The organism is Stutzerimonas chloritidismutans AW-1 (assembly GCF_000495915.1).
GTDB classification, from domain to species: Bacteria; Pseudomonadota; Gammaproteobacteria; order Pseudomonadales; family Pseudomonadaceae; genus Stutzerimonas; species Stutzerimonas chloritidismutans.
The window spans coordinates 1-15118 of the sequence record NZ_AOFQ01000073.1 but is presented as its reverse complement, the minus strand read 5'-3'; the positions used below and the strand labels follow the sequence as shown (position 1 = coordinate 15118).

Annotated in this window: 17 protein-coding genes; 9 read left to right on the top strand and 8 right to left on the bottom strand. The window is 63.2% G+C overall.

Annotated features, from left to right (window positions below; genetic code table 11):
* Positions 1-24: 24 nt before the first annotated feature.
* Complete coding sequence (locus F753_RS47670) at positions 25-345, bottom strand: hypothetical protein (protein WP_023447110.1); 321 nt, start codon at positions 343-345, stop codon at positions 25-27.
* Between the two features lie 61 nt (positions 346-406).
* On the opposite strand from F753_RS47670, the gene F753_RS47665 reads away from it, so the two are divergent.
* The 3 genes from F753_RS47665 (at position 407) to F753_RS47655 (ending at position 2417) form a co-directional block, all read left to right on the top strand.
* Positions 407-1315 carry a LysR family transcriptional regulator gene (locus tag F753_RS47665; RefSeq protein ID WP_023447109.1) on the top strand — a complete coding sequence of 303 codons (909 nt, stop codon included), beginning with the start codon at positions 407-409 and terminating at the stop codon, positions 1313-1315.
* A gap of 28 nt (positions 1316-1343) precedes the next feature.
* A complete protein-coding gene (locus F753_RS47660) occupies positions 1344-1898 on the top strand; it encodes a peptidylprolyl isomerase (RefSeq protein ID WP_003303960.1) in 555 nt (184 codons plus the stop codon).
* A 96-nt stretch (positions 1899-1994) separates the two neighbouring features.
* Positions 1995-2417, top strand: a complete 423-nt coding sequence (locus tag F753_RS47655; RefSeq protein WP_023447108.1) for a DUF6306 domain-containing protein — start codon at positions 1995-1997, stop codon at positions 2415-2417.
* A 9-nt stretch (positions 2418-2426) separates the two neighbouring features.
* Here F753_RS47655 and F753_RS47650 read toward each other — a convergent pair whose 3' ends face one another.
* The 3 genes from F753_RS47650 to tcdA form a co-directional block, all read right to left on the bottom strand.
* Positions 2427-3557: a GNAT family N-acetyltransferase gene (locus F753_RS47650; RefSeq protein ID WP_023447107.1), complete on the bottom strand. Its 1131-nt coding sequence runs from the start codon at positions 3555-3557 to the stop codon at positions 2427-2429.
* Positions 3558-3640: 83 nt separating this feature from the next.
* Positions 3641-4930, bottom strand: coding sequence for an OprO/OprP family phosphate-selective porin (locus F753_RS47645; protein WP_014820015.1), 1290 nt, complete (start codon positions 4928-4930; stop codon positions 3641-3643).
* A 168-nt stretch (positions 4931-5098) separates the two neighbouring features.
* Positions 5099-5908, bottom strand: coding sequence for a tRNA cyclic N6-threonylcarbamoyladenosine(37) synthase TcdA (gene tcdA / locus F753_RS47640; protein ID WP_023447106.1), 810 nt, complete (start codon positions 5906-5908; stop codon positions 5099-5101).
* A 127-nt stretch (positions 5909-6035) separates the two neighbouring features.
* On the opposite strand from tcdA, the gene dapE reads away from it, so the two are divergent.
* The 3 genes from dapE to F753_RS47625 are packed head-to-tail and all read left to right on the top strand — an operon-like array spanning position 6036 to position 8412.
* Positions 6036-7184 (top strand): succinyl-diaminopimelate desuccinylase, encoded by a 1149-nt coding sequence (dapE, locus tag F753_RS47635; RefSeq protein ID WP_023447105.1) that lies wholly within the window; start codon positions 6036-6038, stop codon positions 7182-7184.
* The gene (locus F753_RS47630) at positions 7178-7984 is read left to right on the top strand and encodes a putative RNA methyltransferase (protein ID WP_023447104.1); all 807 of its coding nucleotides are present in this window, start codon (positions 7178-7180) and stop codon (positions 7982-7984) included. The genes dapE and F753_RS47630 overlap by 7 nt, the downstream gene beginning before the upstream one ends.
* 56 nt (positions 7985-8040) lie before the next feature.
* The gene (locus tag F753_RS47625) at positions 8041-8412 is read left to right on the top strand and encodes a hypothetical protein (protein WP_023447103.1); all 372 of its coding nucleotides are present in this window, start codon (positions 8041-8043) and stop codon (positions 8410-8412) included.
* 99 nt (positions 8413-8511) lie between these two features.
* Here F753_RS47625 and F753_RS47620 read toward each other — a convergent pair whose 3' ends face one another.
* The 4 genes from F753_RS47620 to F753_RS47605 form a co-directional block, all read right to left on the bottom strand.
* On the bottom strand, positions 8512-8721 hold the full coding sequence (locus F753_RS47620; RefSeq protein ID WP_003283763.1) for a cold-shock protein: 210 nt from the start codon (positions 8719-8721) through the stop codon (positions 8512-8514).
* A 203-nt stretch (positions 8722-8924) separates the two neighbouring features.
* Positions 8925-10760, bottom strand: coding sequence for a GldG family protein (locus tag F753_RS47615; RefSeq protein WP_023447102.1), 1836 nt, complete (start codon positions 10758-10760; stop codon positions 8925-8927).
* Between the two features lie 10 nt (positions 10761-10770).
* A complete protein-coding gene (locus F753_RS47610; protein ID WP_003303946.1) occupies positions 10771-11502 on the bottom strand; it encodes an ABC transporter permease subunit in 732 nt (243 codons plus the stop codon).
* Entirely contained in the window at positions 11499-12422 is a 924-nt protein-coding gene (locus F753_RS47605) for an ABC transporter ATP-binding protein (protein WP_014820008.1), read from the bottom strand. The genes F753_RS47610 and F753_RS47605 overlap by 4 nt, the downstream gene beginning before the upstream one ends.
* 330 nt (positions 12423-12752) lie before the next feature.
* On the opposite strand from F753_RS47605, the gene F753_RS47600 reads away from it, so the two are divergent.
* From F753_RS47600 to F753_RS47590, 3 genes are all read left to right on the top strand, one after another.
* The gene (locus F753_RS47600; RefSeq protein ID WP_084799412.1) at positions 12753-14057 is read left to right on the top strand and encodes a serine hydrolase domain-containing protein; all 1305 of its coding nucleotides are present in this window, start codon (positions 12753-12755) and stop codon (positions 14055-14057) included.
* 10 nt (positions 14058-14067) lie between these two features.
* The gene (locus tag F753_RS47595) at positions 14068-14637 is read left to right on the top strand and encodes a GNAT family N-acetyltransferase (protein WP_023447100.1); all 570 of its coding nucleotides are present in this window, start codon (positions 14068-14070) and stop codon (positions 14635-14637) included.
* Positions 14638-14732: 95 nt separating this feature from the next.
* Positions 14733-15118: penicillin-binding transpeptidase domain-containing protein (locus F753_RS47590; protein ID WP_023447099.1), on the top strand; the 386-nt coding region annotated here is incomplete at its 3' end.

The following is a 15118-nucleotide window of genomic DNA, read 5'->3' as shown; positions in this document are numbered from 1 at the left end:
GCGCGATGAGGGCAGCCTAGCGTCCTACTCTGGCTGGCAGGTCAACTTGATGCGCAGGCGAATCACGTCGCGCTTGAACTTGGACGTCAGTGCCTTGCGCTCACCTGGTTGCAACTCCGTGCGTCGCGTGCGCGGCGCTTCCGGGCCGTTCTGGAACACGGCGGTACACACTGCAGCAGTGCCCCCATAGTTGAGCAGCAGTAGCCCGGCGAGGTCGCGATCAATGGTCTGCGGGGTGACGGTGATCTCCGCGCCGTTGAGCTGCTGCTCGACGTCTACCGGATAAGTGACCGCATTGGCCGTGAGTGGCAGCAAGGCGACGAGTAGGTAACCGATTGTTTTCATTTTGACTGGGCTCCTCTACGAAGTGGCCAGCCTAACAGACCTTGCTAAAGGAACCGAAGGAATGAAAGTGCCCCGTGTGACCCTCGATCAGTGGCGCACCCTGCAGGCGGTCATCGATCACGGCGGCTTCGCCCAGGCGGCCGAAGCGCTGCATCGGTCGCAGTCTTCGGTCAGCTACACCGTGGCACGCATGCAGGAACAACTGGGCGTGCCGCTATTGCGCATAGACGGGCGCAAGGCAGTGCTGACCGAGGCAGGAGAAGTGCTGCTGCGCCGGTCGCGACAGCTGGTCACACAGGCCAGTCAGCTGGAAGAACTGGCGCACCACATGGAACAAGGCTGGGAAGCCGAGGTGCGCCTGGTTGTCGATGCCGCCTACCCCAGCGCCAAGCTGATCCACGCCCTCACCGAATTCATGCCGAAGAGCCGCGGCTGCCGGGTGCGCCTGCGCGAGGAAGTGCTCTCCGGGGTCGAGGAAGTGCTCAAGGACGGCACCGCGGACCTCGCCATCAGCGGCCTGGACATCACCGGCTATCTGGGCAGCGAGCTCAGTACCGTGGAGTTCGTCGCCGTCGCACACACCAACCATGCCCTTCACCAGCTCGGACGCAAGCTCAGCGTGCAGGACCTGCAGAGCCAGATGCAGATCGTGGTGCGTGATACGGGCCTGCGCCAACCTCGTGATGCCGGATGGCTGGGTGCCGAACAGCGCTGGACGGTGGGCAGCCTGGCGACGTCGGTGGCCTTCGTCAGCAGCGGTCTGGGCTTCGCCTGGCTGCCCCGGCATCTGATCGGGCGCGAACTGGCCGAGGGCATACTCAAGCCGCTGCCACTGGTCCAAGGCAGTATTCGCCGGCCACTGTTCTATCTCTACACTAACCACGACAGACCGCTCGGGCCGGCTACCCGGATTCTCATCGAGCTGATCAAGACGTACGATGCTGGCCAGGCCAATCCACTGGCCGGCTGACAGCTTCCCCAACATCAGGAAAGACATCATGTTGAAACGCATCGCCCTCGCCGCCTGTACCGTTCTGCTGGCCGGCAACCTGTTCGCCGCGGAAAACCCTCGCGTACTGCTGACCACCAGCCTGGGCGAGATCGAGCTGGAGCTCGAAGCGGAAAAGGCACCGATCAGCGTCGAGAACTTCCTCGGCTACGTCGACAGCGGCTTTTATGACGGCACCGTGTTCCACCGCGTCATTCCGGGTTTCATGGTCCAGGGCGGCGGCTTCGGCGAAGGCCTGAACCAGAAGCCGACCAAGGCCCCGATCAAGAACGAGGCGGACAATGGGCTGCACAACGTGCGCGGCACCGTCGCAATGGCCCGGACCCAGAACGTGAATTCGGCTACCAGCCAGTTCTTCATCAACCATCGCGACAACGATTTCCTCGATCACGGTGGCCGCGACTTCGGCTACGCGGTGTTCGCCAAGGTCGTACGCGGCATGGAGGTGGTCGACCAGATCGCCCAGGTGCCCACCGGCAACCGCGCCATGATGCAGAACGTGCCGCTGACCCCGGTGAAGATCATCACCGCGAAGAAACTCTGATCCACGAGGGGCCGGTTCACCGGCCCTTTTCATTTCTACCGGCACTACCCGGCTGCCGCCAGCGTGCGAAACCCTCGACCGACAGGAGATCGCGACATGACCGAACCACAAAGTCCACTGAACACCCCGGAAGGCGAAGCACAGCTGCTGCAGGACCTGCTCAGCGCGGAGCGCGCCGGGGCCAAGGTGGCCGGCGACTCGTTGCAACAACCCTGCACGCCCGAGCAACGGCAACTGCTCGAGCAGGTCCGTCAGGGCGAAATCGAAAGCTGCAAGTTGCTGCTCAACTGCCTGCAGCATCTGGGGCTGGAGCCCAACAAGGACACCGGCACCTTCTATGGCAAGGCGATGGCCATCGAGTCGCTGGACGAGCGCCTGCCCTTCATCGACAGGGGCCAACAATGGGTGATCCGCAAACTGCGCGAGTACCTGCCGGGATGCCAGGACCCGCTGTTGCGTAGCGAACTGCAACGCATGCTGCTGATCCACGAGGAGAACAGCGCCGCCTCCCAGGCCTGAGACAAACGACTAGCTGCCGGCCTGCCGGTACGGCAGCGCCTGGCGCGCTGCTTCGGCGTAGGCCAGCACCCCCGCACGTTCCTGTCGCAGGAAATCCGCTACCGCAGCGCGCAAACCAGGGTGCTGCAGATAGTGCCAGGAGCGCGTGACCACCGGCTCGAAACCACGAATGAGCTTGTGCTCACCCTGCGCCCCCGCATCGAATCGCTCCAGGCCGCCCGCGATGGCCTGATCGATACCCTGGTAAAAGCACGTCTCGAAGTGCAGCCGGTCGAACTCCGCCAGACAGCCCCAGTAACGACCGTACAGGCCAGACGCACTGCGCAGGCTGAAGGCCATCGCCACCGGCCTCGAGCCCTGTAACGCCAGCACCACGCGAATCGCTTGCGGCATGCGCTCAGCCAGCAGGCTGAAGAATTGCCGAGTCAGATAGGGCGTCTGACCGCGGACCTGATAGGTGTTGGCGTAGCAGGCATAGACGAAATCCCATTCCGCCTCGCTGAGCTCGTGCCCATCGCGCCACTCGAAGCTGATGCCCTGCCCCGCCACCTGTTCGCGTTCCTTGCGCAACTGCTTGCGCTTGCGCGAGGTCAGTGCATCGAGAAAGTCCTGAAAATCGCGGTAACCACGGTTGTGCCAATGAAACTGGCAGCCGATGCGCTCCAGCCAGCCATCCCGCCCCGCCAGCAGCTGATCGGCCCGCGGCTCGCTGAAATTCACGTGGAGCCCGGACAGTTCCTGCCTTTCAAGCCCAGCGGTGAGTACATCGAGCAGCTCACCGGCAGCCTGTACGTCGCCCAGCAGGCGACTGCCGGTGACCGGGGTGAAAGGCACCGCGCAAAGCAGCTTGGGGTAGTAGGCGATGCCGGCCCGCTGGCAGGCATCCGCCCACGCCCAATCGAACACGTACTCGCCGTACGAATGAAACTTGCGATACAGCGGCAAGGCTGCCTGCAACGCGCCCTGCGGGTCGCGCAGCAGGAGATGGGCAGGTTGCCAGCCGCTACGCCCACCCACGCTGCCGCTGTCTTCCAGCGCGCAGAGGAAGGCGTGACGAAGGAAGGGCTGATCATCGCTCAGCAGCGCGTCCCATTCGGCGGGGGGCAGTTCGGCGAGGCGGTACAGGGTCTGGATAGGCATGCGCGCAGTCTGGCCTGTCCCGCAGGCGAAAAAAAGCCCCGCCAGGGCGGGGCTCAATGGAGCATCACGGATGAGGTGATGTTTTAGAACACGTACTGGGCGCGCAGGCTGATGGCGTCGCCGTCGTCGTCGCCATTGGCGTTTACCACGTCGTCCACGCTGGTCTTCAGGTAGTTGGCCGAGAGCTTGACCGACTCGTTGGCGTACCAGTTGAGACCGATGGTGTGGGTCTTCGCACCAGCTTCTGCGCTGTCCAGCGCACCGACATAACCGCTCGGTGCAACACCGGTTTCATCGACGGTGATGTCGTCGAAGCGGTAGAACACTTCCCATGCACCGATCTGCTTGTTTTCCGGCTTGATCTTGTCGAACTTGCCGCCATCGAGCTTGTAGGAACGCGACTCGCCGGTCAGGGTGTAGGCCAGCTGGACGTTGTAGCCGGACGCTTCCAGATCCTCGAAACCATCCTGGGCGTCGACGGTGCGGGTCAGGTATTCACCCTGAACCGAGAACGGGCCGATCATGTAAGCCGCTTCCAGACCCCAGGCCTGATCGCTGCCGTCAGTGACAGTGCCGCCGAATGTGGCACGGTTGCCGTTGGCGCTGTCTTCGGTAGTGCCACGCACGGACAGACGCGGACGGATGCGCTCCAGGTAACCTTCTTCCACGTCACGCTTACCGAAGCTGGCGCCGAGGTGCAGCACCTGGTCCTTCTCGACGATCGGAGCTACCACGCCACGCAGCACGAAGCTGGTGTTGTTGGAGCCATCTTCATCTTCCAGCATGTCGGCACCGGCGCCGGCGTCCTGACGGTAAGCACCGGCTTCACCGTGGAACATGCCGACGGTGGTACGCACGCGGATGCCTTCGCCGTCTTCGTGGCTGTTCAACCAGGGCGCCAGGTCATAGATCGCAGAGCGCTCGATGGCGGTGATCCACTTGGAGCTGACCGCTTCTTCCAGGCCAAAGGTCGGATTGATACGGCCAATCGAAACCTGGACCGGCTTCCAGCCGTTGTAGTGGATGGCCAGTTCGTCCCAGTTGCTGGAATCGTTGGTGAAGTTGCGGTTGAAGGTGTAGCCCCAATCGGTGAAGGCAACACCGGAAATCTCCAGACGCGCACGACGGAAATAGGTCTCGTCTGCGCGCTCGCCGTTCTGGGTGTAGAAACCATCGAAGCTGTCGGCATCAGCCTGCAGGCGGCCATTGATCTTGAACGAGAACTCCTTGTCGGTGGTTCCGACCTCCAGGCCGCCCTTGGTCTTGATAACGAGATCGGCGCCGTCGGTGGTGACGGTACCGGCGAAAGCCTGGGCGGAAACGGCCAGAGCCAGAGCGCTGGCAGCGAAACCGGCGAAGTGCTTACGGATCATCCAAAATTCCCCTTTATGTTTAGCGTCGGAAACACACGAGATGGGCTCTTTGTGTTGGGGGGAATCTTGGCGACGGCGTATGTCAGCCAAATGGCTGATATGTAAAGCTTTTGTGACAGCGGAACTTTCCGTGGAGCCGCATCACAGAGCGGCTGCGGCACTTTTTCGTCAGCTGCGAACGTTGCGCTCGCTGGGGCGTCGGGCTCCGGCGACCAGCTTGTCGACGGCCCTGGCGGCTGCAACCATGCCGAAACTGGCGGTCACCATGGTCACCGCGCCGAAGCCTCCGGCGCAGTCGAGCTTGACCCCCTCACCAACGAAGCTCTTGCTCTGGCACACGCCGCCGTCCGGCTTCGGGTAGCGCAACTGCTCCGTGGAGAACACACAGGGTACGCTGTAGGTGCGCCCCGGCGTGCGCGAGAAGTTGTATTCGCGACGCAGCAGCGAGCGCACCTTTGCCGCCAGCGGATCGTTGAAGGTCTTGTTCAGATCAGTGACCTGGATCTGTGTCGGATCGATCTGCCCGCCGGCGCCGCCGGTGGTGATGATCTGGATCTTGCGGCGCTTGCACCAGGCGATCAGCGCCGCCTTGGCCGGCACGCTGTCGATGCAGTCGATGACGCAGTCCATGTCTTCGGTGATGTACTCGGCCATGGTTTCGCGGGTGACGAAATCCGCCACTGCATGAACCTGGCAGGCCGGGTTGATGGCGCGAATACGTGCGGCCATCTCGTCGACCTTGGCTTTGCCCACTGCGCCATCTTGGGCGTGAATCTGCCGATTGGTATTGGTGATGCACACATCGTCCAGGTCGAACAGGCTGATCTCGCCTACCCCGCTGCGCGCCAGCGCCTCGGCCGCCCACGAGCCGACGCCACCGATGCCGACCACCGCCACATGCGCAGCCGTCAGCCGCTCGAGGCCGACGCGGCCATACAGGCGGGCAATACCGCCGAAACGCTGATCATCGATAGACATGCCGACTCCCCGGAAAAAACCTGGCGATTATAAGACCTCATGACGCCACGACCACTGCATCCAGCCGTCACCGCAACCGCGCCTTTGCTTTAATATGGCGCCCTTTCCCCGCCGCACCGGAGCCCTGATGACCGCGCCTGCCCTCTCCCCGACGCTCGAACTCGCCTGCGAGCTGATCAATCGCCCATCGGTGACGCCGCTGGATGAAGGCTGCCAGCAGCTGATGAGCCAGCGCCTGGCGGCCTGCGGCTTCGCCATCGAGCCGATGCATATCGAGGACGTGGAGAACTTCTGGGCCATTCGCGGCAACGAAGGCCCGGTGCTGTGCTTCGCCGGCCACACTGACGTGGTCCCTACAGGCCCGCTGCAGGCCTGGCAGAATCCGCCGTTCAGTGCGCGCATCGACGAGCAGGGCATGCTCCACGGCCGCGGCGCGGCAGATATGAAAGGCAGCCTGGCGGCGATGGTCGTGGCAGTGGAGCGCTTCGCCGCCGATCACCCGAATCACAAGGGGCAGATCGCCTTTCTCATCACCAGTGATGAAGAAGGCCCTGCGCACCACGGCACCAAGGCCGTCGTCGAGCGCCTGCGCGAGCGTGGCCAGCGCCTGGACTGGTGCATCGTCGGCGAACCGTCGAGCACTGCCTTGGTAGGTGACGTGGTGAAGAATGGCCGCCGCGGCTCACTCGGCGGCACCCTCACCGTACGTGGCCAGCAGGGCCATGTGGCCTATCCGCATCTGGCGAAGAACCCCATCCACCTGGCTGCGCCTGCGCTAGCGGAATTGGCCGCCGAGCACTGGGACGACGGCAATGCCTTCTTCCCGCCGACCAGCTTCCAGATCTCCAACCTGAACGCCGGCACCGGCGCCACCAATGTCATTCCCGGCACGCTGGAAGCGGTGTTCAACTTCCGCTTCTCCACCGAGTCCACCGTCGAACAGCTCAAGCAGCGCACCGCCGCGATTCTCGACAAGCACGGTCTGGACTGGAACGTGGACTGGGCACTGTCCGGCCTGCCGTTCCTCACCGAACCGGGCGCGCTGCTCGACGGCGTGGCCAAGGCAATCCGCAGCGTCACCGGCCGTGAGACCACGCCGTCCACCAGCGGCGGCACCTCTGACGGGCGCTTTATCGCCACCCTCGGCACCCAGGTGGTCGAGCTCGGCCCGGTCAACGCGACCATCCACCAGGTCGACGAACACATCCTGGCCAGCGATCTCGACCTGCTGACCGAGATCTACTACCAGACCCTGGTGAACCTGCTCGCATGCTGATCTGCCCGATCTGCCAGGCGCCGCTGAGCGCGCTCGACAACGGCGTGGTCTGCGCGGCCAACCACCGTTTCGACCGCGCGCGTCAGGGTTACCTGAACCTGCTTCCAGTGCAGCACAAGAACAGCCGCGATCCGGGCGACAACCAGGCCATGGTCGAAGCACGGCGACGCTTTCTCGACGGCGGCCACTATGCGCCGCTGGCCCGACGCCTCGCCGAGCTGGCCGCCGAACGCGCGCCGCAGCGCTGGCTGGACATCGGCTGTGGCGAGGGCTACTACACCGCCCAGCTGGCCGAGGCACTACCGGACGCCGAAGGCTATGCACTGGACATCTCCCGCGAAGCGGTCAAGCGCGCCTGCAAACGCGCGCCGCAACTGGAATGGCTGGTGGCGAGCATGGCCCGCGTGCCGCTGGCCGATGCCAGCTGCGACCTGCTCGCCAGCGTGTTCAGCCCGCTGGACTGGCAGGAGGCGCGACGCCTGCTCGCACCCGGCGGCGGACTGCTGCGCATGGGACCGACCCGCGAGCACCTTTGGGAGCTACGCGCCCGGCTCTACGACGAGGTACGCGACTACGATGACGAGAAGCACCTGTCGCTGATTCCCGAAGGCATGCGCCTGGCCCACAGCGAAACCCTCAGCTACGAGCTGCAGCTGGACAACGCCCAGGCCCGTGCCGACCTGCTGGCGATGACCCCGCACGGCTGGCGCGCCAGCGCCGAGCGCCGCGCCGCCGTGATCGACAGTCACCTCAGCGTGCGGGTTGCGATACGCTACGACTGGATCGAACGCACGCCCTAGCGTTCGTATATTTGCCTACGACCAAAACCTCGCACCACCACATAAGGCAGTCGCCCATGCGTCAACCCGATATCGAGATCTACCTCAGGGATGCCAGTCAGGAGGCCGTCGGCAAGTGGCTGGCCCAAGCCATTGGCTCATGTTCCGCCTGGCAACAGAAAGGCCAGACCTTCAAGTGCAGCGCCGCCGGCATTCCGGTGACCTGGCTGCCGAAGGCGGTGGGCAAATGGCATTGTCTGCTGCTGGAAAGCGATGCCACCCCCTGGGACGATGACCTCGCCTGCGCCCGCGCGGCGTATCAGGCTTTAGGTGTGGAAATCCGCTGCGCGCCAGGCGGCTGGCAGGAAGAGGAAGCCGTTGAAGAGGCCGACCGCTGGATCCGCATCAGCGATGACGGTGAAGAGGAAATCGTCTGGCGGACGGGCTGATCGGCATCGGCCGTATCGCTCATCCATGGTGGACCGAAACCACCGGATAGCAAAACAAAGCCCGTCACTTGGACGGGCTTTGTCATTGCGCAACCGAAGTTACACGCCGGCGACGTCTTCGGCCTGCAGGCCCTTCTGGCCCTGGGTTACCGAAAACTCCACCTGCTGCCCTTCGGCCAGCGAGCGGTGGCCGTCGCCACGGATCGCGCGGTAATGCACGAACACGTCGGCGCCATTACCCCGCTGAATGAATCCATAGCCTTTTGCATCGTTGAACCACTTGACGGTTCCGGTCTCACGCTCAGCCATTACCACTTCTCCAACTCGCTTTTTGTTATTCCTCGGAAGAGGGGTCGACGGTCAGGCCTCCGTGCATTCGGCTCCGGCGCAAATGCGACTCGAACGCGACCGTTGCCGGAGTATAAAACAACGATTTTCGCTGTCAGCCTCTTTTTTCCGCTGCGGATTTGACACCTCGCCCGCCCCGGCCAATGCCGGAACGGGTGCTCTGTTCAGGCGCTCCGGCGGCGTCGCCATAGCCACAGGGCGAGCACGCCCAGGGTCAGCAGCAAGGGCACCAGAGCGATGTTGGCGAACTTCAGCGTACGCCCCAGCGCTTCGATATCGGCATTGAGCTGGTAGCGCACCTCACGCAACTCCTTGCGGATACGCACCTTCTCCTGCTGGAACTGACGCAACGCCTGCTCCTGCTCAGCCGTCAGCTCCAGCGCCTGCTCCGGGTCCGGACTCTGCAGCTCGGCCAGTTGCTGCTCGGTATCAGCCAGGCGCTGCTGCAGCACTTCTTCCTTCTCGCGGAAACGATCCTCGGCCTCGCGCTGCAAGGTTTCTACCATCACGAACGGACGGGTGAAGCGACCACGCGAACGCACGCTGATCAGCGCATCGGTGCCGGAAAGGTTGTCCAGCGCATTGATCACGAACGCGCAGTTGTCCGCCCACGGCTGCGGAACGCGCTGGCCGAAGAAGTCCTGCACCTGCACCCACATGCGATCACTCAGCAGATCGGTATCGGCGACGGCGATCACGTTGATGTTCTGGCTTTCCTTGATGCCCTCTTCACGGCCTTCGATGCCGTCCGGAAAGGCAGTTTTCGCCGGCCCCTGGATGCGCGCCGCCAGGGTGTAGCGCTCGCCGGTCGGCTCGAGGCCAAGCAGCAGGGTTTCCGGGTTGTCCAGCGTGGCGAAGCGCTCGGCCTCCACCGGCATGGCGTAGTCGGAACTGCCGAACAGCGGCGTGAAGCGCGTCGTCGCGTCCTCCAGCGGCTCCAGAATGCCGGCACTGGCGATGGTGATGTTTTCCAGCGCGGCGGTGGTCACGTCATCCTGATCCAGCGCGTTGCGCGGCAGGCTCAACCAGCCTGCGTGGCGCACCGGACGGCGCTCCGCACCGACGCCAACCGACATCGCGTAGGCTGCATCGACCAGCGCCTGTTGCGGCACCATGCGCACGCCCCAGGCCTTGAACAGTGGCTCGAGGTCGGAGGCACGCTCCTCGCCGAATTCTCCCGGACCGATGCCCATGCCCGGATCGGCCTCGCTGTGCGGATCGACGAATACCAGCAGCTTGCCGCCACGCAGGACGAACTGGTCGATGGCGTACAGCGTCTGCTCCGGCAGATCCTTCGGGTGAATCAGCAGCAACACCGAGACGTTGGTCGGGATCATGTCCACATCGCGGCGCAGGCTTTCGATATGGAACAGCTGGCGGACTTCCTCCAGTACCATCCACGGCGGCGTCGCCTGCTGAGTCCGCATGTCGAAACCGCCGGTCAGCTGCAACCCTGACAGCACGCCGACCACCGGCAGCTCGCCGCTAGCCAGGCCCTGCACCAGGCGGCTGATCTCGTACTCGAGAAACTCTTCCTGATCCAGCGGGAAGAACGGAATGATCTGCGTGCTGCCCTCGGCATTGGTGCCGGCGAGGCCGAAGTAGATCTTGTCACCGCCCTGGTTGAGCGGCACCGCCTGCAGGCCGAACTCGGCGGCGTGGTCCTCCTCTTCGGAGAACGGCTGCGGGTCGATCACATGCAGCTTGAGCTTGCCAGCGGAGGCCCGCTCGTAGGCCTTGAGCATCTCCTCGACGCGACGCGCGTAGTTGCGCAGCGCCACCAGCTCCTTGGAGGTCTCGTCCGAGTAGAAGAAGTGCAGTTCGATCGGTTCCTGCAGGCCGTCAAGAATGCGCTCGGTGCCCTCGGAAATGGTGTAGAGCTTCTGCTCGGTCAGGTCGAGCCGCGCATTGGTGAACAGCATGCCGGACAAGCCGTTGAACAGCAGAAATGCCAGTGCGATCAGCAGCAGCCCGGCACCGGAATAGATGACTCGTTTCATGTCTGCTCCCTCAGGCGGCTTTCTTCAGATCGACGACCACGGCAGTGGCAGCCAGCCAGGCGACGATCAGCGTGACGAAATACAGCAGGTCACGCAGGTCGATCACACCCTTGCTGATGGAATCGAAACGGATCAGGAAGCTCAGCGAAGCCACCGCATCGATCAGCCACTGCGGCGCCCAGGCGAAGGCATCCAGCACCATCGGCAGGCCGCTGACGATGAACAGGAAACACACCGCCACCGCGAGAATGAAGGCGATCACCTGGTTCTTCGCCAGCGCCGACATGCACGAGCCGATCGCCAGAAACGCGCCCGCCAGCAGCCAGCTGCCGAGATAACCGGCGACGATCACACCGTTGTCGGGCTCGCCCAGGTAATTGACGGTGATGACCATCGGGAAGGTCAGCAGCAACGCGATGCCGGCGAATACCCAGGCGGCGAGGAACTTGCCGGTAACCGCCTCGAAACGCGTAATCGGCAGCGTCATCAAGAGCTCGATCGAGCCGGACTTGCGCTCCTCCGCCCACAGGCGCATGGCGATCGCCGGCACCAGGAACAGGTACAGCCAGGTATGGAAGCTGAAGAACGGCGTGAGGTCGGCCTGGCCGCGCTCGTAGAAACCGCCCAGGTAGAACGTGAACACCCCGGAGAGGACCAGGAAGATCACGATGAACACGTAGGCCAGCGGCGTGGCGAAATAGCTGCCCAGCTCGCGCTTGAAGATAACCGGCAACTGGGTCATAGCGACTCCCCGCGAGTCAGGTTACGGAACACCTCATCCAACCGGCCGCGTTCCACGTCCAGCTCCTTCACCACCCAGCCATGCTGGGCGATCAGAGCACTGACCTGGGGGAAAATCACCTGCCCCGGCTGCGCCAGCAACGTCAGGCTATGCTCGGGCTCGTTGAATTCGACACCGGCCACGCCGGGCAACGCGGCCAGGGCAACGTCGTCCAGCGGACCGTCGCTGACCAGCGTGACGGCCTGGTGATATTTCGACCGGCTCTCCAGCTCCAGCGGCGTGCTGTCGGCCACCAGTCGGCCCTGGGCGATGACCACCGCGCGGGTGCAGACCGCACTGACCTCTTCGAGGATATGCGTAGAGATGATGACAATCTTGTCCTGCGCCAGCCCCTGGATCAGCTGACGTACCTGGTGTTTCTGGTTCGGATCGAGGCCATCGGTGGGCTCGTCGAGGATCAGCACCTGCGGATCGTGCAGGATCGCCTGGGCCAGGCCGACGCGACGCTTGAAGCCCTTGGACAGCGTCTCGATGGTCTGCCCCAGCACGTTCTCCAGCTCCACCTGGGCGACCGCGGCTTCGACCCGCTGGCGCTTGTCCGTCCCACGGAAGCCGCGGACTTCAGCGATGAACTCGAGAAAACCGCGCACCGTCATGTCGCCGTAGCAGGGCGCGCCTTCGGGCAGATAACCGATCTGCCGCTGGGCCTGCAGCGTCTGGGTGCGAATGTCGTGGCCGAGGATACTCGCCGTGCCCGACGTCGGCGCGAGAAAGCCGGTCAGCATCTTCATAGTGGTGGACTTGCCGGCACCATTCGGGCCGAGAAATCCCAGCACCTCGCCGCGCTGGACCTGGAATGACAGGTCGTCGACCGCGGTGTGCTGGGCAAAACGCTTGGTCAGGTTGCTTATTTCGATCATGGACTCTCACCAGTGCACCAAAGGCCCTGGCGTGCCGCCGCGCGACCCGAGCCAGGTCCTGCAAAAATGCCGGCGGCACTATAAGAACAGCAACCCGACGAATGCAACCAGTCCCTAGACTGAGAGGACTACGCTGTTCATCACCGCTCTGCGCGCAATTCGCTATAAGGCCATGCCGCACGGATCGCAGACGCCCAGAATGCCGGCAGAGATTGAGAGACTTCCAGGCAGGCATGCCGCGACACGCCGATCCATTAGCAAGGACAAACCATGAAACTACGCAGGTCCAGAGAGTTAGCGAAAGTACATCTCTGCTGTTTGTTTGGCGCCATGGCGTGCTCAGCGTACGCCAGTGAGCCTGCGGAGTTTCCTGACGCACAAACCAGTGATCCAGCGGCAATGGGATGGATGGTTGGCTCGCCGCCACCGGCTGATCGAATCCTGCGCTTCGAGGATGGCAGTTATTTTCGCTTCCCACAGATGCGCTGGAGTGTCGCCAACTTTCGACAGCTGATGCCTACCGTCAATGTCTCACGCGGCCTAGGTCAGTCTTCACTACTCGAGCGCCAGCCAAGCAACGAGATCGATCCGCTGACATTCGTCCCTCTTGGTGGGGGCGAGCCAATGACCTGGCAGCAATCGCTGCAAGCCAATTACACCGACGGCATCATCATCCTTCACCGAGGGAAACTGGTGTACGAGCGCTATTTCGGCGTCCTGAAGCCGGAAGGGCAGCATGCTGCCATGTCGATCACCAAGACCTTCACCGGTACGCTGGCGGCACTTCTCGTGTCCGAAGGCAAGCTAGACGCCGAACGTATGGTCGCCGACTACGTTCCCGAATTGGCCGTGTCGGCCTTTGGGAATGCCAGCGTGCGCCAGCTCATGGATATGACCACCGGCATTCACTTCAGCGAAGATTATGCGGACCCCAAGGCCGAAGTATGGGCGCACGCCGCCGCCGGCAATCCGCTGCCGAAACCCGCTGATTACCAGGGGCCACGGATCTATTACGAATTTCTGCAAACGGTCAAACCGCAAGGTCGCCATGGCGAGGCCTTTCATTACCGCACCGCAAATTCCGACGCTCTCGGCTGGGTAATTGCGCGAGTAAGCGGCCAGAACGTCGCACAGCTGTTGTCGGAGCGCATCTGGAGTCGATTGGGCGCGGAACAGGATGCCTACATGTCGGTAGACTCCATCGGTACGCCGTTTGCCGGTGGCGGCCTGAATGCCAGCCTGCGCGACCTTGTGCGCTTTGGCGAAATGATGCGTAACGAAGGTCGATACAACGGCACTCAGATTCTGCCGCCGGAAGTCGTGGCAGATATCCGTGGTGGAGCAAATCGAGACGACTTTGCGAAAGCCGGTTATCGACTGCTACCCGGCTGGAGCTACCGCAACATGTGGTGGGTCAGCCATAACGAGCATGGCGCTTTCATGGCCCGCGGGGTCCACGGACAAGCGCTTTATATCGATCCGCTGGCGGAGATGGTGATCGCACGGTTCGCCAGCCATCCAGTGGCGAGCAATGCGGCAAATGACCCTACTTCCTTGCCCGCCTATGAAGCGGTCGCCAGGCATCTGCTGAACGCCGCCGATAGCGTGCGGAAGGTGCGAACACCCCTGGATTGAACGGCCTGTGATGACAGTTCTGAGCGACCTCCAGACAAAGCGCCTGCTTCTGCGGCAATGGAAGCCAGCCGATCGCGCACCGTTCGCCACGATGAATGCGGACCCCAGGGTCATGCGGCACTTCCCCGCCCTGCTCAGCCGGGCCGAGAGCGATGCAATGGCTGACCGCTGCCAGGCGCTGATCGAAGAACGCGGCTGGGGATTCTGGGCCGTCGAGCTGAAAGCCCGCGGCGCATTCATCGGCTTCGTCGGTCTGCATACGCCGTCGGCAACCTTGCCGTTCTCGCCGTGTGTGGAAATAGGTTGGCGCCTGGCGGCTGATTACTGGGGCCAGGGATTGGCCAGCGAAGCGGCGTGGGTCGCGCTAAAGACAGGGTTCGGCACGCTCGATCTTTCCGAAATCGTATCCTTCACTACTATCGAGAATCGACGTTCACGCGCCGTGATGGCCCGTCTTGGCATGCGTGAAACGGAGGAGTTCGAGCATCCAGGAGTGCCAATCGGCCATCCGCTTCGCCGGCACTGCCTGTATCGACTGGATCGCGAACGCTTTGCGGCGCAGTTGGCTGCAGCTGAATGACCGTTCATTCACGATTGGCTGGACTTCGCTGGAAACCCTGTTAGAACGGCACGCGCATAGCCGGACCCTCATCCCCACCCTACGGATATTCTTCAATGCCTCAGCTGTTCCTCGCGCTTCTGTTCCTCGGCTTTTCCGGCTTCGCTCATGCGGAAGATGCCGATATCGCCCGGCTGTTCGACGAGGTTGGCGTGGGCGGAACACTGGTGATCGAATCGGCTGAAACCGGCCAGCGCTACGTTCACAACGAAGCCCGCGCGAAGCAGCCGTTCACCGCCGCCTCCACATTCAAGGTGCTGAATACGCTGATCGCGCTGGAGGAAGGCGCCATCGCCGGCGCCGACGAGATCATCCCGTGGGACAACACCCGTTACGAGATCGAGGACTGGAACCGCGACCAGACGCTGAAGAGCGCCTTCCAGGTCAGTTGCGTCTGGTGCTATCAGTGGCTGGCGCGGCGGGGGGGGGGGGGGGACCCCCC